Source organism: Providencia sp. 2023EL-00965 (assembly GCF_033550225.1).
Lineage (GTDB): Bacteria > Pseudomonadota > Gammaproteobacteria > Enterobacterales > Enterobacteriaceae > Providencia > Providencia manganoxydans.
Genome location: NZ_JAWUEH010000002.1, coordinates 400217 through 422468, shown reverse-complemented (window position 1 = coordinate 422468; position 22252 = coordinate 400217). Strand labels below are relative to the sequence as shown.

The following is a 22252-nucleotide window of genomic DNA, read 5'->3' as shown; positions in this document are numbered from 1 at the left end:
ATTTCATGAGCTACCGTCAATTTTGTACAGTAGCTTATACACCTACCATCATTTAAGTGATAATGCCTTGTATTAAGGCATGGTGCGCCTTAAACACAGACTTTTTTAGACGTTTAGGAGGCCATGCTCTTGTTATCTAACGATATTCCAAATTATTTAGAGTATAACGGTAAGGCATAAGTCACTTTCACTGTTTCCATCGGAACTTCAGTTTTAATACTTTGGATACTACGAATTTGTGTCAAATGATCCGCGTGAAAACGACGATAGGATGCTAGGTCTTCAGTGACAATTCGAATCAAGGCGTCACACTCACCAGCCATCAGATGACATTCAACAACTTCAGGCATTTCTTTGATTTCAGAGACAAACTGATTAATAGTTTGAGCATCCTGTGTTTTAAACCAAATACGCGCAAATAATGATAAACCTGCACCAATTTTACTGCCATCAAGTACTGCAACGTAACGTTTAATCACCCCTGCTTCTTCTAACAATTTTACGCGACGTAAACAAGGTGATGGTGATAAGCCAACTTCCTTTGCTAATTCATTATTAGCGATTTTTCCATCGCGTTGCAAAACCTGCAAAATATGGCGATCTAATCCATCTAATTTTATTGGCATTAATCTCCCTTATTTTAATAAATATTGATATTCACTGCCAAATTAAAGTTTATTTTTAGCAAAAAAACAACCTTACATTTCTGTAAAATCGCTATAATTTTTTATCCAAGCTGAGCAAATGAATATCCAATCTAACAACAATATAAGGAGCATACATGGAGCTGCAAACACTCATCCTATTCAGCGCAACAGTCATCCCACTCGTTTGCACACCAGGGCCTGATATTTTATTTATTTCATCTCAAGGCATATCAGGTGGATCCTCCGCTGTTTGGAAAGCAAACCTAGGTATTATTTCCGGTTACATCATGCATGCAATTTTAGCTGCATTAGGTTTAGCCGCAATTGTTGCCGCTTATCCATTATTATTTAATATCATAAAATGGCTGGGAGTCGCTTATGTTAGCTATTTAGCCATCAAAATGATGCTTTCTGCAATGAAACCAGGAAAATTATTAATGTTAAAACCGACTTCACCTAACGCGATTATTGGTAAAGGTTTTTTAACTAGCTTTCTGAACCCTAAAGGGTTGTTAGTATATTTTGCTATTTTGCCTAATTTCATCCACTCAACTGAACAGATTGCAATACAATCAATGATTTTATCCGCAACATTGATTGCCTTATGTATTGTTATTTATGGTGCAATTGGCATGATATTCGCTGCAATGTATAAAAAAGATAACTACAGCGATAAACGACGTCGAGTTACTGATGGCGTGGCTGGTGGTATGTTAACATTAGCCGCGATAGGCCTTGCAGCTAGTTAACAAGGCGTTACCGCTACCCATATTAAAATGCTACTTGCCGTATTTGGTGAAACAATACCTTCACCTATGTCAGGTAGCCACCAACCACCTTGATTGGCATTTAATATTTTGCAGTTTGCCCCTGAAATACTCCATTCACCCGCTAAAATATACACCACACCGGCCTGCCCAATCGGTAAACGCTGCTTTTGAGTGATAACACAGCTTTGCGCAGACCAACGTTCCGTATTAAATTCTAAGTTTAAGAAACGAGCTGGCGATGCCTGTAATTCAAGCTTGATAGAGTCGCAACTCGCTGATTGATAACTATCACCAATATCGTTCAATATATGTTGGCACTGATGTTGATCGATAAGAGATATAGGATCCTTATTGAGGGAAATACTCAACCGCTCTCCCTCGATATTATGCTTTAAAAAACTTGTATGAGTAATGTGTTCAAGGCTAGCGCGAAGTGAAAAGTCTGATGCAACTGGCCAACAAAATATCTCTGTACTGCTTCCACATCCATCTTGCCATTCTTGGATAGGTAACTCAGTTGCATCAAAACATTTAATCTTCATACCTTCCCCCAAGCAAATATCATCATCAATCATGATATTAAGAGTGGCAAACATGTTTGCTCAGGGCAATGGCTTTACACTTAAAATGTGACTAACCGCGTTTATCAATAATTAAAGAATGGCATAAGCGCCCTAATGTCTTCATCGCCTGATCAAGTTGCTCGTTCCATGTAAAAGATGTATTCAGTCTGAAAGCATGATTAAATTGGTCACTCGTTGAAAACATGCTGCCCGGTGCGATGCTGATCCCCTCTTTCAATGCTAATTGGTATAACCGAATCGCATTAAATGGCGGTTCAAATTCAAGCCAAAGGAAATAACCACCTTTTGGTGTATTCACTTTCACTGAAGACGGCATATATTGTGCGATAGCCCCTAGCATTTGATGTTGGCGCTGCTCCATCGTCTGACGCAATTTTCTTAAATGACTGTCATATCCACCTTGGGTCAGGTATTCAGCAATAGCTAATTGCGTTGGTACACTCGCCGAGACGGTACTCATCATTTGTAGGTGTTGGATCTTCGTCGCATGGCGCCCAGCAGCAACCCAACCAACTCGATAACCCGGCGCTAAGCACTTTGAAAATGAGGAACAATGAAAAAAGTTACCTTTTACATCGAGCGCTTTCGCTGGAATAGGTTGTTGGCTACCAAAATAGAGCTCACCATAAACATCATCTTCAATCAATGAGATTTGGTTTTTATTAAGGATCTCAACTAAACGCTTTTTATTTGCAGGTGGCATCGTACCACCTAATGGATTTTGATAATGCGTCATCAACCAACAGGCTTTTATCGGGTATTTCGCAGCAATATCTTCTAGCGCATCCAAATCAATACCAAATAATGGGTCGGTTTTAATCGCGATGGCTTTTAGTTTCAAGCGCTCAATGGCTTGCAATGAACCATAAAAAGCAGGTGATTCAATCACTACCCAGTCACCTGGTTGGGTCACAGATTGTAAACTGAGCACCAAAGATTCCATTGCACCAGCTGTGATCACAATTTCATCCGGCGCTACATGAATACCTTGGCTAGCATAGCGTTGAGCGATATTACGACGTAGCTGCTCATTGCCCGGTGGCAGGTTTGCTGTCGTATTGAATCTAGCTAAACGCCGCGCCACTGAGGCGAGGGATTTACCTAATTTAGGCTCATCAAGTAGTGCTGGTTCAGGAAATGCAGAACCAAATGGAATAATATCGGGATCTTTACAAGCTTGTAGTACACCAAAAATTGACGCGTTGATTTCTACATTTTCATTTAAATGTAAGCCTTTTCCGCCTTTTGCTGCGGCAAAATTAGTATTTCTACGCGCAACGTAATAGCCTGATTGCGGCCTTGCTGCAATCCAACCTTGGCTTTCGAGTAATTGGTAAGCCTGCACGACAGTCATCAAGCTTAAACCTGATTGTTTCACGCTCTCCCTAAGTGACGGTAATCTATCGCCAACCTGCCAGATATTATCTTCTATCTGTTGGCGTATTTGTGCAGCCAGTTGTTCATATCGCGTCATACCCGCCTCAACTGTTATAGTTAATAACTCAAAAATTGTTACTATTATAGTTTATCTTCTCATGTTCTACTTATCCATACATTCACCTGACTTTTTTTAACTATAAGCACAAAACATTTTTACTCCGTTTGCCTTTTCGGCAAATAGCCGCTGCTATTGTTTTTTTGCTAAGGAACAGCACTACACACCTATCAGCGGCAAAAGTGAAATTGTGATGTGCGTACTATCAATTCCAATCAGGGGTCAATATGTTTGGACTAACTGCGCTGGAACTGGCTCGTATACAATTTGCGTTTACGGTCTCGTTCCATATTATTTTCCCAGCAATCACTATCGGTCTTGCCAGTTTTTTGGCAGTGCTAGAGGGCCTATGGCTGAAAACTCGGGATGATGACTATATAAAATTGTTTCATTTCTGGTCAAAAGTCTTCGCTGTCAATTTTGGTATGGGCGTTGTTTCAGGCTTAGTGATGGCATACCAATTTGGCACAAACTGGAGCTTTTTCTCAGATTTTGCGGGCGGTATTACTGGCCCATTACTCACTTATGAAGTACTGACAGCATTCTTCCTCGAAGCAGGTTTCCTTGGTGTGATGCTTTTTGGTATGCAACGGGTGGGTGAAAAACTCCACTTTTTTGCGACATGTATGGTCGCACTGGGCACAATTATTTCCACTTTTTGGATCCTCGCGTCTAATAGCTTTATGCAAACTCCGCAAGGATTTGAAATCGTTGATAATCGCATCGTGCCTGTTGATTGGCTAGCGGTTATTTTCAATCCATCCTTCCCATATCGCTTGCTTCATATGACAACAGCAGCATTCCTTGCGGCTGCATTTTTTATTGGAGCTTCTGGCGCATGGCATTTGCTGAAAGGCAATAAGTCTTCAGCAATGAAGAAAATGTTTTCTATGTCTTTGTGGTTAATTTTAGTTTTAGCACCAATTCAAGCACTTATTGGTGATGCACATGGATTAAACACCTTAAAGCATCAACCCGTCAAAGTCGCTGCAATGGAAGGACATTGGGAAAATAAACCAGGGGAAGCAACGCCATTAATTTTATTTGGTATTCCAAATATGGAAAAAGAAAAAACCGAATATGCGATTGAAATCCCTTACCTAGCTAGCATCATTTTAACTCATAGTCTTGATAAGCAAGTACCTGCATTAAAAGATTATCCACCAGAAGACAGGCCAAATGTATTTATGGTGTTTTGGTCGTTTCGTGTCATGGTTGGCCTTGGTCTATTGATGATCGCAACAGGGGTATGGGGGCTTTGGCTGCGCTATCGTAAAAAACTCTACGATTCTAAAACATTCTTACGCTTTGTATTCGTCATGGCACCATCAGGGTTAATTGCCATTCTAGCGGGTTGGTTCACGACAGAAATTGGTCGTCAGCCATGGGTCGTATACGGCTTACAACGAACCTCAGATGCGGTGAGTGCGCATGGTGAAATGCATATGAGTATCAGTTTACTCGCCTTTTTTGCCGTCTATGGCGGAGTATTTGGGATCGGTTATATGTACATGATGAAGTTAATTCGTAAAGGTATTCAACAGGAGACAACTCATGGGCATTGATTTACCACTGATTTGGTTTGTCATCATTGTCTTCAGTATTTTGATGTATATCGTGATGGACGGTTTTGATTTAGGAATTGGTATTCTCTACCCAGCCCTAAAAGATAGCCAAGATCGCGACTTAATGATGAACAGTGTTGCCCCCGTCTGGGACGGTAACGAAACTTGGCTAGTGTTAGGTGGAGCCGCGCTTTTTGGGGCTTTTCCATTAGCTTATGCGATCGTACTTGATGCGCTGTCAATTCCATTAACATTCATGTTACTCGCACTGATTTTTAGAGGTGTCGCATTCGAATTTAGATTCAGAGCGGATGAATCACATCGAAAACATTGGGATCATGCCTTTATTTGGGGCTCAATCTTTGCCACTTTTGTGCAAGGTGTTGTTGTGGGTGCCTTTATTCAAGGTTTTCATGTCGAGAACCGCGTTTATATGGGCGGGTATTTTGATTGGTTTTCTCCCTTCCCACTATTTTGTGGTTTTGGTTTAGTTATCGCCTATGCACTACTTGCTTGTGGCTGGCTGATTATGAAAACTGAAGGACATTTGCGTAGCACTATGTATCGATTATTACGCCCATTAACACTGATTATGTTAGCCGTTATTGTCGTGATCAGTGCATGGACACCCATACTCAATACCGCTATTTATAGTCGCTGGTTTAGCTTGCCTAACCTTTTCTTCTTCCTACCTGTTCCATTATTAGTGTTAGGTTGTGTTTGGATTATGTTAAAAAATGCTAAGCAACAGAAGTCTGACAGTATTCCTTTTCTATCAGCTCTACTGTTAATTTTCCTTGGTTTTACTGGATTAGGTATCAGTGTTTGGCCAAATCTTATTCCGCCTACAATTAGTTTCCGTGATGCCGCCGGCCCAATGGAAAGTTTAGGTTTCATGCTAGTTGGTGCGCTATTTATTATCCCAGTTATATTGGTTTACACCTATTGGAGTTACTATGTCTTCAGAGGAAAAATTACCCCAGAGCAAGGCTACCACTGATCAATCTATTGACTCACCGTGGTGGAAAAAAATGGGTTGGATGGCAGTGCTTTGGTTAGGAAGTGTACTGGTATTATTTGCCTTCTCTTCTGTATTTAGACTACTAATGACCGCTGCTGGAATGAAAGTAAAATAGATTTTTACAATATATGCCGTACTAGTTGAACTGGTACGGCATTATTTTTACTCATTATTAAGGAAAAAATGTTTTACTCTCACTTATTTCTATTCTACGAAAGCGTGATATGATAATGATAACAGTTAGCAAATAATAATTTTATCATTATCGTTTATATAAAGGAGCTCGCTAGTGGCTAGTGAAAAACCAGTCGAAAAAAACATATACCGCCCGGCGCCACCACAGCTTATTCAGGTTAAATCCATTACCGATATCAGCCCTTCAATCCGTAGTATCACATTCACAGGAGAACGACTCAGCGATTATCCAACGCAATGTGAAGGTGGCCACCTCAAAATTTTCCTTGCACCTGATCTAAAAAGTGAACCTGCATTACCTGTATTAACTAAAGATGGCCGCAGCTGGCCCGAAGACAAACCGCGCCCATTTGTGCGAACTTATACCGTACGCGCCATTCGCCCTGAAATAAAAGAAATTGATATTGAGTTTGCGATGCATGATGGCGTAACAGGGCCTGCTTATTTGTTTGCTCGTGATGCACAACCAGGCCATTGGATGGGGATCACAAACCCTGGTGGGCCTGATCCTTTACTGCCACAAACTCAACATTATTTTATGGCTGGAGATTCAAGTTCACTACCTGCCATTGCAGCCCTCCTTGAAAAAATGCCTGCAAACGCTATAGGTCAAGTTGTTTTACGACTCGATAATCCAGATGATGTGCGCGATCTTCGCAAACCAGCAGGTATTGAAGTAACATGGATTTGTGGTGATATCAGCAAGACCGCTGAATTAATTAGTACATTTAAGTCTTGGGATATACCAACAGAAGATGCTTCGTTTTGGATTGCAGGCGAAGATCAAATTATTCGTGATTTACGTCGTTATATCCGCCGTGAAAAAGGGTTTGGCCGTGAAAACATTTATGCCATTCCATATTGGCGCTATGGTTATGATGAGGAAGGCTATCATCATGAACGCCATAATGTGATGGATAACCCTGATGATTAATGAGTGATATCAATCGCTGATAGTGGTGGCAAAGCCATCACTATTTTTTCAGCTTCGTACCTTTAATTTCCTCAACACCGACTATATCTCATCAAGTTAGTTTTAAACTGCATTGATAATATCCTAATTGTAGAGCGAAAATGTTATACAACAATTTACTCACCATACTTCGAAATTAGAGGAATTGATTCAATAAGTTTGCGATGATTATCCAGAGCCAAGTGACGGGTACCGTTGCGCGAGTGACGGCGAAAGAAAAAGAGTCAATATTCTGTATTTAACGCCGTACTGATAGGGTGCAACCTGCCAACACAGTAACTATACGAGGTAGGCATTATGGCTAAGCGCGGTTGTAATGTAAAAACATAAGCAGCTAAAGAAGCAGTGCTCAAAACCAGATGATATTCAGTAGGTTACTTGCCGAACCGAGGTAAAACCAACCCTAGCCCACAACTGACCATTAGCGGTAAGTGGCTGAAGGAACTGGGGTTTGAGGTGGGAACATCACACCCGCTTGGTTTTTTCCAGTACTTTTCGAACCTGTGTTATCGACCCATGCCCCTGCATGCCAATAACGTGACTGCTGACGATTGATAACAATTTGCGTTTCTCCGGGGGCATCACCTGGTACCATTTCCATTGATGCTTGTACCGTTGGTAAGCGTTGCAAATTCTCTAAACCCTGTTCAATATCGCGAAGATCCAATAGATTGCCAGCACGCGCAGGCATTGCAGCAAACAATGTGCTGTATTGCGATGAATCTTCTGTAAAAATGACTTTTTGTACTTTACCCGGCATCACCACTAATCTAAGCACACCTGAAGATAAATCCTGTTCAGGTACCAGTACGCGAGTTGTTATCCAGCCGTGACTAATTAAACGATTTTGGATATCGGTGACTAGATGATTAATTCCCTGCACGCCAAGACAATGACCAATCGCTTGATTAGCTAAACGCTGAACAGGAACCCAATGAGGTAATGCTTCTTGCCCAGTTACTAACACCTGCTCAATCCTAAAACATGGCGTTTCTTGTGGAAATTGCAGCTGATTTTTTATAATGGGAGCTGACAAACTGATATCTGGTGCTTTAGCCTCAAACTGTTGTTGTTGCGCTTGTTGCTGTTGAGTTTGCTGTTGAAATAACCTATCTGAATTATCCGGTTTTAGAGGTAATGCATAGACCATCGCTGGCTGTAAAATAACAATAGAGAAAAATCCATATTGTAAGAGAAAGTTCCGTTTCATTTATTTCCTACCGCTTTTTTGGTGTTATTAAATTAAATTTTTAACTTAACGTTTACATAAGTTGACAAAAAGAACAATGGGAAAACAACGCATTTTTTGGTAAAAAAAATTTTATCTCACCATTCGAAAAGAGATGTGTGTAAAAACAGGATTTATTATTGTCAATGTGGAGAAAATGGAATTTAAATATAGGGAAAATACAGGTAAATGTAACTAATTCACTTGCCACACTATCATCATTTGAGTTTAAACTATACTTAATGACGCCTTAATTATGGTAAACGATATGTTTATCTACCATCGATAATTAAAATGAACAGGCTAATCAGGACAGGAAAAACACTTAGCACCTACCCTTTCATATCGACAATCTCAGTTATTTAAATAATCAATTGAATAATAACGGCTATTTAAATATATCTTTAATATTCAATTTATTAAGTTCATTTTGTATTTATTATTTTCAAATTTTAACTATTTGCTTTATGGTATATTTTATTTTTAAGGAATAAGTTATGCGCTTTATTTTATTGATGATATTCACCATAACCATAGCAGGTTGCTCTAGCTCGTCGCCAAATCAACAAAAACGTCTCCCTCCCAAAATTGACCCATACGAAGGCAGTGTTTTAGATAGCATTAAACAAAACCAAAACATTTATCGAGAGCAGCAGATCAGCAAACCAAGGTATTAATTTTCAGATTTCCACTTTATTCTAAAAATATGGCCTATCTTAAGGCTATATTTTTTCTTAATTTTCATATTATTACCGCATTCCTTTAGAACTTCTTCTTTTTCTACAAAATAATCTTTTGCATTTATACTGATGTTATATTATAACGTAACACTTCAGTTAATTGACCGCTAAGGATCCCCTCAATGAACAACAAATCACTTATTACAATGACATTAAGTGTCTGCGCATTATTGACGAGTTTTAATGTTTTTGCTCATAGCCACGCTCATCCTCAATCTGAGAAAGCCATTCAAGCCAGTAAAGGATTTTTTGATGATGCTGATGTAAAAGATAGAAAACTGAGTGATTGGGATGGAATATGGGAATCTGTTAACCCACTATTACTCAATGGCAGATTGGATCCCGTATTAGAACAAAAAGCCAAAACTCATAAAGATAAAACGGTTGAAGAATATCGTGCGTATTATAAAAAAGGTTATGCAACGGATGTTGATAGCATAAGTATTGAAAATAATATCATTGAGTTTAGCCAAAACGGGCAAATTCACAGTTGCACTTACCATTATTCAGGCTATAAAATCCTTAATTATACTTCAGGTAAAAAAGGCGTTCGTTATCTATTTGAGTGCCAAGATCCTGCATCAAAAGCGCCAAAATACATTCAATTTAGTGATCATATTATCGAGCCACAAGCCTCCAGCCATTTCCATCTCTATATGGGCAATGATTCACAAGAAAAATTGCTACAACAAATGGATAATTGGCCAACTTATTACCCTTATTCACTCAATGACGAACAAATTGTGCATGAGATGCTACATCACTAGTCACTATAATTAAAAAGAATATCTCAGCAATCTTAAGTTAGCGTGCTAGCTGGCATATATATTTATCGGGGACGTAAATTTTTTTAAAATAACGTAGGAAAATCAAATTATTTATTTTTAACGGATAACATAAAGCAGAAATACTTCGTAGCAAAACTATAGCCCCACTCTGTGGGGCTATAGATAAGACAGTTTATGCGCTAGCTATAAGCTAATAAAGCGCGGTGGCACAATGTTGAGCGCACACAGTCATCAACGGTGAAATTGATCATCGCGACCATTTCATCACTGCTAAAACGCTGTAAGGCATCGGCTAATCCAGATGTAACACCTTCTGGTAGATCACACTGCGTTACATCACCATTAACAATCACTGTGACATTCTCTCCTAAACGCGTTAAGAACATTTTCATTTGTGTGACAGTCACATTTTGCGCTTCATCTAATATCACAATCGCATTTTCAAATGTACGACCACGCATATAGGCAAATGGTGCAATTTCAACCTTAGCAATCTCAGGCCGCAAACAGTATTGTAAAAAGGAATTACCTAATCTTTTCACTAATACGTCATAAACCGGCCGAAAATATGGCGCAAACTTTTCAGCCATATCGCCCGGAAGAAAACCGAGATCTTCTTCTGCCTGCAAGACAGGTCGTGTGACAATGATTTTATTGATGTCTTTATTGATTAATGCATCCGCAGCAAGTGCGGTACTAATAAACGTTTTACCGCAACCGGCTTCCCCATTTGCGAAAATTAATTGTTTATGCTTAATCGAATTGATATAGAGCTTTTGTGCGTCATTACGAGGGGTGATCGGCGAATTATCACGCCGCTCTTTTGCCATTCCGATTGGCTCAATGCCAGTAAAATCAGCAAAGGAAGTCACACTGGCCATTTCGTAACGACCTGCGCGCTCTTTACGTAATGAACGTTTCATTTCACGGCGTGTCTTTGTTGCAGCTTTCTGTCTACTCATAGTATTAACCCTTCCAGGTATCGTTGAAGTCAATTCAAATGACGGACTATTCAGAACAGAGAGGAGCTCCCTTCAAGCTCGTGTTGGTTGAACATGCAATAAAAAAACCGGTTACTAATCTCACCATGACAATTTCATGATGGAACAGTAACCGGCCTTGTGAACACATAAACAAAGACTTAGTTCCCATTAGTTCCTCCCTGCTAGGCTATACCCGTAAACTAATGAATTTCTATGACACTATTATGACAAAACACCGTAAATTTAAATCTGTTAACTCTTATGGTGTTACGTGCATCCGTTAAAAAGACTATACCGCTGTATTTCTTTTAAATGCAACAATAATTTAACACTTATAATGATATATTTTTGCATTTATACCCTAAATTAATAAATAAGACTCAACTCGCTTTAATAAATTAAAGCGTAACAAATTGATTATTAACAATATAAAAACCCAGTGTTGAGTAACTAAAACAATACTGGGTATCGAATTATTTATGGTTTGCAGTTACCAGCTAATTCATAACCTGCTGCTTGAGCGGCTAATTCATCTGCAAACATAACTGCATTTTTTTCGGATGTCGTTTTAAAACCGGTACAATGTGATAGATGATACTTGTGGGAATTACGATTCCCTTTCACCTGCATCACGGCTTCGGTCGATTGTGGTTTTGATACTGTTGTTTTTACCTGCGTTGGTGAAACATCATTATCAAACTTAAGCCCCTGAGCACTATTTTTATGCCCAAGCTGCCATGACGCTTCCCCTGTTACAAAAGGATTATGATGACCCATTTGTGCCGCTATGCGCTGATCACGCAGTTTTTCCCATTGATTAGGCGGGTATTGTTTATCCCATGCCATCAATAATTGTTGCTGCTGCCGCGACATAGAAAGGTTATAGCGATCATGCATATAAAAGTAGACTCGCGCAACCTGCCCTTTCACTTCATTGCGAGGCTCAAACTCACGCTGTTTAAAATCAACACGGCTACGACACTGGCCATAAGGGTACTCCACGGCATCAGTAAGTTGTCCATAACTAAAATTACTACGATCCCCATTTACCTCACCGATAGAAGGCGCTAAGTTATGCATATCCGCTTCCATTTTGCGAAAAATGGCATCAGTCGCAATGCAATTTTTACGCCCACCGTTCTGCCAACATTGTCTTTGATGACCAAAAACCCATGCAGGAACAATATGTTCCCATTCAATTCTTTCCGCCCGTGCTTGCTGCTTACGAACTTGATAGCCACAAGATGCTAAATCAACACGACCACCACTTTTACCCACCCAATTCCAATCACAACCGCAATACAATGTCCCTTCACCTTGATGAGTCTGATCCATATAAACTTTGGTTTTACTTAATACTTTCGCTTCATCAAATCCAGCGGGAGCGGCAATAAGAGAGGAAGTAAATAACAATATAAAAAACGAAAGAGCCCACTTAGAGCACGAAAAAAAGAATAATTGACTCAAAATAGCACCACTAATAATAAACAAGTAACCTGAATGCATTAACGCACACTGTAATATACTGCAATTTTTCTCATGGCAGAATTGCGGTTGAATATAAACCTTTTTGCCTTGGATGAATATTAGAAACAACCTATTTAGTCGGCATAATGCGCTCGTCATACCACTACAGTGGCATATTAAAGCAATCATATAATGCGAAAAATTTTAAATAATTACAGTTTTGTTTATTAATTAATCGAATAACTTATGACACACCCTAACTAAATAACTGTACATCGTTTAACGTCAGTCATTAATATTTATGAACCCCATTAAACTCGGGATTGTTGATCTTTGTGGGTTAAATTTTATGTGAATTAAAACTATTTTAGTGTGAGACAAGTGCCCTCAATCTAGTATCCAATAAGTGAAGTGTGCTTTAATCGAATTTATAGGGCAACATTTAAACACAACACATAACTCAAATAATAAAGCGCTAAATTGCTGAAGACACAAAGCCATTATTTAGACTTTTGTTTAATCTTTTTTAGTCGTAAAAATCAGCAGTAATGGTCAGTCCCTCTAATTATACACTCGGTCGCTTACGATATAACCATAAGCCAGGCAATGACAAACCAATGGATAACGCACCAACAATAAACGATGCCCTTAAAAAATTTGTGACCAAGGTTTCGAATAGCTCTGGGGTGTACCCGAGATGAGAAATTTTTACTACGGAGATCATAGCAAGATAAGCACTGATCCCCGGAAACATGGGTATTACCGCTGCGACTGTAAAAACTTTTGGGTGTGCTAACCACGACCTTGACCACTGGATACCTATCGCTCCGACAAGGATCGCAGCAATAAAACTTGCCCACTCAATATTTAAACCTAATGTCATCATTGTCATTCTTGAACCATGGCCTATTGCACCTAATAAAGCACAGTACTTTAAAGCCTTTACTGGCACGTTAAACACCATTGCAAAGCCAACGGCAGGGATTGCGGCCAGAAACATGTCTTCTAACAGCTCTAATATAAAATTCATGCCCAGTCCCTCAAATTCCACACCGCCATCGCCATCACCACCCCAATACAAGTCGCTAATGTTAATAAACTCGCCATTGTCCAGCGAGCAAGCCCCGTATTTACATGACCTTTAAACATATCTGCAACAGCATTGATTAAAGGGAAGCCCGGCACGAGCAGTAGCACACTCGCAGCCATTGAAATACTGGCTGTCGGTGCAAAATAAGGTAATTTCAATAACAAGCCAGAGACTGAAGTGGCAACAAATGCCGTAATACAAAAATTAATCAATGGATTCATTTGCCGTGATGTTAGAACTTGGCGAACATACATTGCACAGCCACTGGCAATAAAAGTCACTAGCGAGCCATCCCAACCCCCACCATTGAGCTTACTAAAACAAGCACATGATAGAGCCACCATCAAAACCATCATCCAACGTGGGTAGCGTAACGGTTTTATTGACGACAATTTTTTCTGTAATTGCTTACGATCTAATAAATGATGCTCAACTAAAATTACCGCGTGTTGAACCTCAGTCACAACATGCATATTAATGCCGCGATCAATAATTCTTCGGGTCGATGTCAAGCAGTGACCATCAATAATCGTTGTGAGAACCAGAGAGTTTGAGGAAATAGCACTATCAACTTGATCCGCGCCTAAAGCAACACCTAAACGTGTAGTAAGTTGTTCCACTAACATGCTTTCTGCGCCATGCTGTAGTAGTAACAGCCCACACTCTATACATAAGCGAGTAATTTCTCGTTGGCTGTTTGAGATGACATTATTACTCTGCTCCGCATCAATTGTACCCTCTTTCATCACCTTCCCCCTCACTAACACTGTAATTATTCAGATAATAGTTCAAACATGATAACCTTTGTCGGTATCATAGAGCGAAATAATAGCCTGAATCATGATCTCTTTCAGGTTAAGTATGATTAATCATTATCGACCTTATCTTTCATGATAATCACGAGTTAGGATTAATCATTAAATAAATCATAATGCTAGGAATAATATTGCATGAATACCCCATTTCCAGCCAAGACCCCCAAAGGACAACGCCGTAATAAAGCATTAATTTCTGCGGCCTCTGAGATTTTTATTCAACATGGGTTTGAAGGAACAACGCTGGATATGATTATTGAGCGTGCGGGGGGATCGCGTTCTACTTTATATAAAAATTTTGGCGATAAAGAGGGATTATTTGCCGCCGTTATCGAAACAATGATTGATGATATATTCAGTGACTATGAAACCACACCACCTGCACCTCAGACCATCGAGTCTGTATTATCTTTTTATGGTGCAAGGTTTTTGCTGAATGTGATTAAACCACAATCCATTGGTTTATACCGTTTGATCCTTGGCGAATATAATCGTTTTCCTGAAATCAGTCAGGCCTTTTTTGAACAAGGCCCCGTGCGTAGCTATCGATTATTAACAGAAAAACTTCTTGAGTTACCTGAAGTAAAAGTTAATGAAAAAATACTGCTCAGTATTTCATCACGCTTCTTGGAAATGCTAAAAGCAGATGTGTTTATTACCACTTTCTGTGTTGCTGATTTCCAACCTAGTGATGAATTTATAACTCAGCAAATTTCGCTTTCCGTTGATATCATCGCCAGCTACATTCGCAAAATTAGTCGCTAAATTTATTTAGCGATTAATTCTGTTGCTCGTTGTTTTGCTGCGGTAATATCACTTTCAATAATAACTTCGGGTCCATATAAATTAGAAAGTAATGGCGCCATTTCTTCCATCTCTGCTTTATCGCTGCCGTTAGGTTGTAATGTTACAACCATTGCTCGGCAATGCTCTATCATTGGCTCCCTCGCATGTTTTAACCAGCGGCGAACATATTTCATCGCTTCCATATGTTCTGTAGTTGGTTTGCCTTTTGGCTTTTGTACAGGAGGGTAAATCAACGCAAATTGTAGTCTTCTTGCAAGTAGCAAGTCCATTTCCTCTAGCCATAAACGTGTTTCATCCATTGTTTCAGGAAACGTATTTATCACACAAACAGGCCATTCCACTGTATTAATAATAGTTTTATTCGGCATCACTCTATCTCCTCACAACCAAAAGTGTACTTAACTGTACACTTTAATCTATAGCATGGTCAATAATGATTCTCATTTATATTTAAACATTTCGTGCTATTTGTCTGTGTTGTAAAAAGAAGATAAAACGAACAGATAAATCCTAATATGTAGAAAAAAACAGCACTGAAGAAAATATGCTTACTGAGGATGATGTCTTTTTTAATATGGAATGCTATTCTCGCATTATTGTTACGTCAAAAAAGCGAATAAATTATGAAAAAATTACTACCGGCCGTTTTAGGGATAATAGTTACATTAACTGCATTTGGCGCAAATGCAGGAAAAAACTGTGATACTTATTTTCAAGAAATGAATGCGCTTGTGAAACAAGCTGAAGAGCAATATAAAAGCGAGCCCGATGCTAAAGAACGCATCGCAGAAATGAAACAACAATTAGCTGATGCTAAAAAAGCATTAGCTGATTATCCAGAAGATGCACAAGAACAAGCATGCGAACAAGGCATTCAAGCTATCCAAAAAGCAAAAGAAGCGGTTGAAGGGAAATAACCCTTAATTCTATAACTCTCATCTAATTCTAACTTAATACACAATCCTAAAAGTAAGGTCAGTGATAAACTGACCTTATCTGCATATTATTATCTAACAACTAACACTGAAATTTTCGCATACGAAACAATACCCGAAGCATTTGAGCCTAATAAATGGGTCGTAATACTTGGATTGCGAGAACCAATAACAATAAGATCTGCACCAATTTCTTCCGCTTCAGATAAAACTTTATCTCGTGGCGAGCCAAACACAACTTTGAAGCTAATATCTTCATGTGGGTAATCAATCTTCGCAATAATCTCTTTTAGCTGTTCTTCTGAACGTTCAAGTGCTTTTTTCGCAAAAGAAGACAGCAGATCATAATGGTAGCTATAACTCATCGAAAACCGGGACACATCGGGTACAGAGTGAAAAAGATGTATTTTTGCTCCTGATGCTTTAGCCAAATAAATAGCATGTTTTAACGCTTTATCCGTCAGAACATCTTCAGAAATATCGACAGGAACCAAAATTTTATTATACATATGATACCCTCATTAACATGTAAGCGTGCTTATCCTGTAAAGTATAGCTTCAATAAAATCAAACTGCCGTGAGCTAAATGATGATTTGTTAAAGCTAGTTCACAATTTCATCAAAATACTAATCTTCCTCTAAATGCCATTTATGCAGAATACGATGGATAAATGGAGTCACAATTAGACCAATACTAATGATGAATACACTCTGCAAAAATAAGCCATAAATGGCGATAAAAAAACGTCCGCCTTGTGTTATTGGTGCAGGTTCTATTTCTTGGCCACTTAACATAGATAATGCATTGAGCATCGACTCCATGAGTGAATGACCTTCAATAAAATAAAAACCAATAATGCCTGGCAATAGCCCAAGAAAAAAGACCAATAAAGATAAACAATAAAAACGCAGTACCCTTAATATAAAGTGCTCAATGCGGATCACTTCTTTTGAGAACTTCTCCATAAATAAGCTCGTTTTCCTTTTATGCAATAAAATTCAGTATGCTGAACTATAACATTCAATAGCTTAAATGGGGTAAAATAAAAGACAAACAGTCGTAAAAAGATTGATTTATATTGATTTTAAATGTGCTGAATGGGTACCTAAAAACCTACCTGAATACAGATAGGTTTACTTCGATCCTTAACGCACAACTAAAACGGATGTTTCAGCGTAACGGACAATACCCGCTGCCGTTGAACCTAAAAGATGGGTAGTAATATTTGGACGACGTGAGCCAATCACAATAATATCTGCATTGATATCTTTTGCAGTATTAATCACTTCATCACGAGGTGAGCCAAATGTGATTGTGTAGTTTACATCAGACAGTGGCAAGTCGATTGAATCCACTAACATTTTCATATCTTCTTCTGCCTTCACGGTTGCGCGATCTTTGATTTCCATATATCCCAGCGCATAAGCATTAATAATTGCAGAAGAAATCGGCAGTACATGAATTAAATGCAGCTTTGCCCCTGATTGTTTAGCTAAATTAACTGCATGACGAACCGCTTTGCTGGTAAGTTCATCTTCAGTTAAATCTATAGGAACCAGAATTGTTTTATACATATCCCCTCCTGATAAAAAATAGAATTTAAGTTAACAGAAGAATTATATACCGTTATGTAAAAATATCTCGTCAACAACTAAATAAATGAGATCTCTCACAATAAATTTATGTTTACTCTCTTAACCAAGGCGTAATCGTCAGACCCACCAACATTCCTTCAGGACTCAATAAACGAGTAACAGTTTGCCCCCAAGGTTCTATTTTCTGGTTAATCAGTAAAGAATAACCGTGATCGATAAAATTTTGCGTGGCTTTAGATAAACTTGCGACTTCAAATTCAATCCAACTTTGAGGAATAATATGCTCTTTTGGCCAGTGTTCTTGTCCAAAACAAGATTGTGCTACCTGCTCAAGCGGCCATAAGGCAAAATGATTAATGCCACCTAGCTGCTCTTCTTCACAAGTTAAGTAATCACTATTCCCTTCCATCTCTTGTAAAGGTAACCCAAGCGCAGCCTGATAAAAATGACGACTCGCCAATGAGTCACGTGTTATAGGACCAAAACCGGCAACAAATAACACTTCTGAGTCTTGAGCAGGATTAAACATATTGCCTACCTTATTTATTTTATGCCAAAAATTTTTCAATTAATTGTTGTGCATAAATGGCTTGTTCGCCACTAATTTCAGGTTCTGTTTGATGACTCACCGCTTCAATAAAATGACGGATTGCGCCATCAAACCCTCTTTGCACTAAAATAGAATCCCAGCTAGATGGCTGTATTTGTTTTATGCCTGATTGATCCTCACTCAACCAATGGTTCATATTAGTCACTTGATAGATCCCGCCATCACACGTTGCGGTAACTTGTTCTTGCTGACTTCCAGCTCGACGATGCATTGACGTTGTCACCCAACAACCATTAACGAGTAAATGATGCTCTGCATAAAATAACTGCTGTTTTTCGGTAGCAATAATACTGCCACTTTGAATTGTCGCTTGATGACCGGCTAACCAAATCGCAGTATCAACTACATGCAAATAATCATCCAATAATGTAAAACGCACATCATTTGGCCCGACACTATTGCTACGATGTTTTTCCATTCGCAATGATGCCACCTGACCCAGATTTTGTTTAAGCGATTGATAAAAAGGTGCAAAACGGCGGTTAAAACCAACCATCAAAAACAATTTTTGTTTTTTTGCGAAATTAATAAGTTGCTCTGATTGAGTCAGTGTTTCTGCGAGTGGCTTATCAACATACACATGAACCCCTGCTGATAACAGAGTGTGGATCACCTCAAAATGACTCGACGTACTGGTATGTACAAAGACGGCATCACATTGTGAGGCTAATTGCTTAATATCTGAATATAAAGGAATACGGTAATTATCACATACCACCTTTGCTTTGATTTGGTTAGGGGAAAAAGCCCCAATCAATTGCCAACTATCGGTTTTACTTAAGACTGGAAGGTAAGCTTTCTGAGCGATCGAACCTAGACCCACAATACCAATTCGTAATTTTCCCATCAAAGAGTGGCTCCTATATGCTGAATTCAGAAAAATACTAGTAAATATACCTATGCTGCTATTTTGAAACCCGGGTACCCGCAGTCAGATTTTATCCTAGCACAAAATCAGAACATCACTCAACTAACTGAATTTATAGATATTATTTTTAAGAATGTACATATTCGATTAAAATTTTCATTAACTGACAAAAAAGGGTTGATTTATTAAATGAGAATGGTTATCTTTTACTTAACGAATACCTGAGTAAATTACTCAAGTTTTTGTTAACGACATTGCTCACATTGCTTCCAGTTTTAGCAGGCCAACCACTTTGAGTTGGCCTTTTTTTTATTTTTAACTACAATTAATTGATAAAACTGTTATTTTTTACGAATAGCACTCGCAAAACTCCATGATTTCAAGTGTCCTACGTAACTCAATCGATGGGTAGGCATAAATGTAGGTACATCATCAGTTCGCATATGTAGAATATCTGCTGGCGTGATCCAAGCCGAATTGCCTTCAAATAATGGCATACCTGCATATTTATAAGCATCTAAAACAAACTGCGAACAAAAGAAACCATTTGCTTGGTCAACATCATTACCTAGTTGTACGCTTGCTAGTGTTTTCAAACAAAAATTACGTATCGTTTGGCCAATTAAGGGTAATTCGCAAACACGCTTAGTCAGCATCCAAGGGGCGATCATGACGATACCTTTATAGTTATACTTACCACCATCATTTTGCACAGAAAATTCGCGTAATTTATTCGCATGCATCGATGTCAAACCTGATTGACGTAATACCACCATATTATTAGAATCTGAAATCGCTTGATCGAGGGAAATGATCCTTACCCCACTGCCGACAGATTCCGCAACCTCTCCAGCACCTAAATAGATTGAGGCATGACTAACCCCACTGATACTGAATAAGCGGATCCCCCATGAGTTCAACCCTGTTGCCGATGATAATAAAATATCTCCAGGTAACATATCTGAAACTGCTAATACCTCAACGGATTCTTTAATCGGTATCGTGTTTGCTTGTTGGATACTAAATTTTAACCTATTAGTTTCTTCATCTTTTTTGAAACCCGTAGAACAACCGCTAATAACCAGTAGACACAAACATAAAATCAAACATTTGTAATTCATTAACAGGGATCCCTACCCAATTTTTATCTTTATATACTAAGCACTGTAACCAAGTTAGCCATTCTTCTTTCATCAGAAAGGTCTCAATATTGTGCTTGATTTTCAACAAAGGCACTAGTTACTGCAATCACAATTTAGCAACGACATACTAGTTACGATCAGGAGGGAACTCTCATCAAAAAAGTTTTTTAATGTAGATAAAATAATAAAATTTATTTTTAATGAAATTAAACCGTTTGGAGATATTAATAAATACAAATTTCAATATATACCCTCTAGCCATACATGCTAGAGGGTAAACATACATTCAATTAGCTAACAACATATTCAGGATAAAAGACTGTTGTTGAATGATATGTTTTTTTCTCTGTCGCTGTATTTTTTAGTGCAGCAACGACCGATTTATTTTGTAAATCGTCGGGTAAATTTGAAGTGGCATTCTCTTTGGTGACAATTGATACACGCAAATTTTTCTTAGAACGGCTCAATTTATAAGGCATGCCTAACAAGCGACGTGCTGCATTATTACTTACCATTTTATCGACTCCTAAACTAAGTATTTTAATTCAACAATATATTGAACATCAAAAATATAGCCAGTGTGACTACATGGGTTATTTTCTTTTTATATAAAGAAATAACGCTAATAGTATAGCAGTAATAAAAAATAATTAAACAACCAAATTAGCCACCGCATAAAACCATAAAAATAGTTATAATTGAAAGTATATATACTCTAAATAATTCGAGTTGCGGGTAGGCGACAAGCGAAAATAGACGAGGAGTATAGTTAAACACGGTGAATCAATGTGTATCACGTAGTCACTTACATCTTAAACAAAAAGCCCTACAACTTGAAGTATCACGAGTATATTATATTAAAAAACACCTTTTCATATATAAATGAAAAGGTGTTGATACAAAAAGCTCACTATTTTAATGTGCACCACGACGGTTTTTAGCATAAGTATCAAATGCAACTGCTAAAATAATAATTAAACCTGTAATTATTTGCTGATAATAAGCTGAAACATTCATTAAGACTAAACCATTAATTAATATACCCATAATAATTGAGCCAATAATCGTTCCCCCAATACGGCCATATCCTCCCATTAATGAGGTTCCGCCAATAACCACAGATGCGATCACACGTAGCTCAATGTCATACCTGCAACGGCTTCAGCACTTCCTAAACGTGCACTCAATACAAATCCTGCCAATCCCGCTAAACAACCAATCACAACATAAACGCTGACTAATACACGTTTGACATTAACCCCTGCTAGTCTAGCAGCTTCTTGATTGCTGCCTACGGCATACACAAAACGTCCCCAGCGGCTTTTATGCAGAGCCAAATAACCAATCAATGCAACAATAGCAAAGATCCAAATCGGTACAGAAATACCCAGTAATTCTCCACGTCCCCACCAGCGATAGCCTGCATCAAATCCAGAAATAGGCGCACCATCATTAATCACTAATGTTAAACCGCGCCAAATTGTCATACCGCCTAACGTCACAATGAACGGCGGTATATTCAAGCGAGTGATACCTAGTCCTTGTAAGAAACCAATAACGGTTCCAACCGCTAAACAAATGACTAAACCAACTAGCCAGCTCATTCCCCCCCACGCATTAGCATCTAAGCCAACTAAATTGTCCCCCTTAATAATAAAGGCCGCCGTCATCGCACTAACAGCAAGTATTGAACCAACCGATAAATCGATCCCCGCAGTTAAGATAACTAATGTCATGCCAACAGCCATAATGCCGTAAATAGACACTTCAGTTAGAATATTAGTCACATTGCGTTCTGTCAGAAAATTACTATTTTGTGTTTGGAAAAATAATACCAATAACACCATAAAAATTAGCACGCCAAAACGTTCAAAAAATGCAATAAAATCAATTTTATTACGGCTAACCGCCGTAGAAGATTGTTGTAACATAT

24 protein-coding genes and 1 pseudogene are annotated in these 22252 nt (G+C 38.5%); 8 read left to right on the top strand and 17 right to left on the bottom strand.

Translation table 11 applies throughout. The features are described 5' to 3' along the window. Positions 1-152: 152 nt before the first annotated feature. Positions 153-626, bottom strand: coding sequence for an Lrp/AsnC family transcriptional regulator (locus SC428_RS04890; RefSeq protein ID WP_070929680.1), 474 nt, complete (start codon positions 624-626; stop codon positions 153-155). A 155-nt stretch (positions 627-781) separates the two neighbouring features. On the opposite strand from SC428_RS04890, the gene SC428_RS04885 reads away from it, so the two are divergent. Beyond that, positions 782-1396 (top strand): LysE family translocator, encoded by a 615-nt coding sequence (locus tag SC428_RS04885; RefSeq protein ID WP_272579739.1) that lies wholly within the window; start codon positions 782-784, stop codon positions 1394-1396. On the opposite strand, the gene SC428_RS04880 is transcribed toward SC428_RS04885, so the two are convergent. Then, the gene (locus tag SC428_RS04880) at positions 1393-1959 is read right to left on the bottom strand and encodes a HutD family protein (protein ID WP_318706136.1); all 567 of its coding nucleotides are present in this window, start codon (positions 1957-1959) and stop codon (positions 1393-1395) included. The genes SC428_RS04885 and SC428_RS04880 overlap by 4 nt on opposite strands. A gap of 91 nt (positions 1960-2050) precedes the next feature. Continuing rightward, positions 2051-3475, bottom strand: coding sequence for a PLP-dependent aminotransferase family protein (locus SC428_RS04875; protein WP_318706134.1), 1425 nt, complete (start codon positions 3473-3475; stop codon positions 2051-2053). A gap of 248 nt (positions 3476-3723) precedes the next feature. On the opposite strand from SC428_RS04875, the gene SC428_RS04870 reads away from it, so the two are divergent. The 4 genes from SC428_RS04870 (at position 3724) to SC428_RS04855 (ending at position 7211) form a co-directional block, all read left to right on the top strand. After that, complete coding sequence (locus SC428_RS04870) at positions 3724-5061, top strand: cytochrome ubiquinol oxidase subunit I (RefSeq protein WP_070929682.1); 1338 nt, start codon at positions 3724-3726, stop codon at positions 5059-5061. Next, positions 5051-6061: a cytochrome d ubiquinol oxidase subunit II gene (gene cydB / locus SC428_RS04865; RefSeq protein ID WP_140179188.1), complete on the top strand. Its 1011-nt coding sequence runs from the start codon at positions 5051-5053 to the stop codon at positions 6059-6061. Before SC428_RS04870 ends, cydB begins: the two co-directional genes overlap by 11 nt. After that, positions 6018-6197 carry a DUF2474 domain-containing protein gene (locus tag SC428_RS04860; RefSeq protein ID WP_318706130.1) on the top strand — a complete coding sequence of 60 codons (180 nt, stop codon included), beginning with the start codon at positions 6018-6020 and terminating at the stop codon, positions 6195-6197. The genes cydB and SC428_RS04860 overlap by 44 nt, the downstream gene beginning before the upstream one ends. Before the next feature lie 174 nt (positions 6198-6371). Then, on the top strand, positions 6372-7211 hold the full coding sequence (locus tag SC428_RS04855) for a siderophore-interacting protein (protein ID WP_318706128.1): 840 nt from the start codon (positions 6372-6374) through the stop codon (positions 7209-7211). A 460-nt stretch (positions 7212-7671) separates the two neighbouring features. Here the strand turns inward: SC428_RS04855 and SC428_RS04850 are convergent, their stop codons facing one another. Further along, positions 7672-8460: a POTRA domain-containing protein gene (locus SC428_RS04850; protein ID WP_318706126.1), complete on the bottom strand. Its 789-nt coding sequence runs from the start codon at positions 8458-8460 to the stop codon at positions 7672-7674. An 880-nt stretch (positions 8461-9340) separates the two neighbouring features. Here SC428_RS04850 and zinT point away from each other — a divergent pair. Beyond that, complete coding sequence (zinT, locus tag SC428_RS04845) at positions 9341-9985, top strand: metal-binding protein ZinT (RefSeq protein ID WP_318706123.1); 645 nt, start codon at positions 9341-9343, stop codon at positions 9983-9985. A 200-nt stretch (positions 9986-10185) separates the two neighbouring features. Here zinT and phoH read toward each other — a convergent pair whose 3' ends face one another. The 4 genes from phoH to SC428_RS04825 all read right to left on the bottom strand — a co-directional run bounded on the left by phoH (position 10186) and on the right by SC428_RS04825 (position 14292). Then, on the bottom strand, positions 10186-10968 hold the full coding sequence (gene phoH, locus SC428_RS04840; protein ID WP_070929695.1) for a phosphate starvation-inducible protein PhoH: 783 nt from the start codon (positions 10966-10968) through the stop codon (positions 10186-10188). A 498-nt stretch (positions 10969-11466) separates the two neighbouring features. Beyond that, entirely contained in the window at positions 11467-12456 is a 990-nt protein-coding gene (locus SC428_RS04835; RefSeq protein ID WP_233445775.1) for an endonuclease, read from the bottom strand. Positions 12457-13021: 565 nt separating this feature from the next. Then, positions 13022-13486, bottom strand: a complete 465-nt coding sequence (locus tag SC428_RS04830; protein ID WP_412544573.1) for a threonine/serine exporter — start codon at positions 13484-13486, stop codon at positions 13022-13024. Further along, positions 13483-14292: a threonine/serine ThrE exporter family protein gene (locus tag SC428_RS04825; RefSeq protein WP_070929697.1), complete on the bottom strand. Its 810-nt coding sequence runs from the start codon at positions 14290-14292 to the stop codon at positions 13483-13485. Before SC428_RS04825 ends, SC428_RS04830 begins: the two co-directional genes overlap by 4 nt. A 204-nt stretch (positions 14293-14496) precedes the next feature. On the opposite strand from SC428_RS04825, the gene SC428_RS04820 reads away from it, so the two are divergent. Then, entirely contained in the window at positions 14497-15126 is a 630-nt protein-coding gene (locus SC428_RS04820) for a TetR/AcrR family transcriptional regulator (RefSeq protein WP_070929698.1), read from the top strand. A gap of 2 nt (positions 15127-15128) precedes the next feature. Here the strand turns inward: SC428_RS04820 and SC428_RS04815 are convergent, their stop codons facing one another. Next, positions 15129-15536, bottom strand: a complete 408-nt coding sequence (locus SC428_RS04815) for a hypothetical protein (RefSeq protein ID WP_070929699.1) — start codon at positions 15534-15536, stop codon at positions 15129-15131. Positions 15537-15791: 255 nt separating this feature from the next. Between SC428_RS04815 and SC428_RS04810 the strand changes: the two genes are divergently transcribed. Beyond that, positions 15792-16085 carry a DUF5339 family protein gene (locus SC428_RS04810; RefSeq protein WP_070929700.1) on the top strand — a complete coding sequence of 98 codons (294 nt, stop codon included), beginning with the start codon at positions 15792-15794 and terminating at the stop codon, positions 16083-16085. Between the two features lie 89 nt (positions 16086-16174). On the opposite strand, the gene SC428_RS04805 is transcribed toward SC428_RS04810, so the two are convergent. The 8 genes and pseudogenes from SC428_RS04805 to SC428_RS04770 all read right to left on the bottom strand — a co-directional run bounded on the left by SC428_RS04805 (position 16175) and on the right by SC428_RS04770 (position 22250). Beyond that, positions 16175-16612, bottom strand: a complete 438-nt coding sequence (locus tag SC428_RS04805) for a universal stress protein (protein WP_070929701.1) — start codon at positions 16610-16612, stop codon at positions 16175-16177. A gap of 118 nt (positions 16613-16730) precedes the next feature. Then, a complete protein-coding gene (locus tag SC428_RS04800) occupies positions 16731-17069 on the bottom strand; it encodes a hypothetical protein (RefSeq protein WP_070929702.1) in 339 nt (112 codons plus the stop codon). Positions 17070-17249: 180 nt separating this feature from the next. Then, on the bottom strand, positions 17250-17678 hold the full coding sequence (locus SC428_RS04795; protein WP_070929703.1) for a universal stress protein: 429 nt from the start codon (positions 17676-17678) through the stop codon (positions 17250-17252). 112 nt (positions 17679-17790) lie between these two features. After that, entirely contained in the window at positions 17791-18228 is a 438-nt protein-coding gene (locus SC428_RS04790) for a glyoxalase (protein WP_318706115.1), read from the bottom strand. A gap of 19 nt (positions 18229-18247) precedes the next feature. Beyond that, complete coding sequence (locus tag SC428_RS04785; RefSeq protein WP_272579731.1) at positions 18248-19156, bottom strand: Gfo/Idh/MocA family protein; 909 nt, start codon at positions 19154-19156, stop codon at positions 18248-18250. 362 nt (positions 19157-19518) lie between these two features. After that, a complete protein-coding gene (locus SC428_RS04780; RefSeq protein WP_140179165.1) occupies positions 19519-20298 on the bottom strand; it encodes a YaeF family permuted papain-like enzyme in 780 nt (259 codons plus the stop codon). A gap of 311 nt (positions 20299-20609) precedes the next feature. Beyond that, positions 20610-20834 (bottom strand): stationary-phase-induced ribosome-associated protein, encoded by a 225-nt coding sequence (gene sra, locus SC428_RS04775; RefSeq protein WP_070929707.1) that lies wholly within the window; start codon positions 20832-20834, stop codon positions 20610-20612. Positions 20835-21234: 400 nt separating this feature from the next. Beyond that, positions 21235-22250 (bottom strand): annotated as a pseudogene (locus SC428_RS04770) (ABC transporter permease). Between the last annotated feature and the right edge of the window lie 2 nt (positions 22251-22252).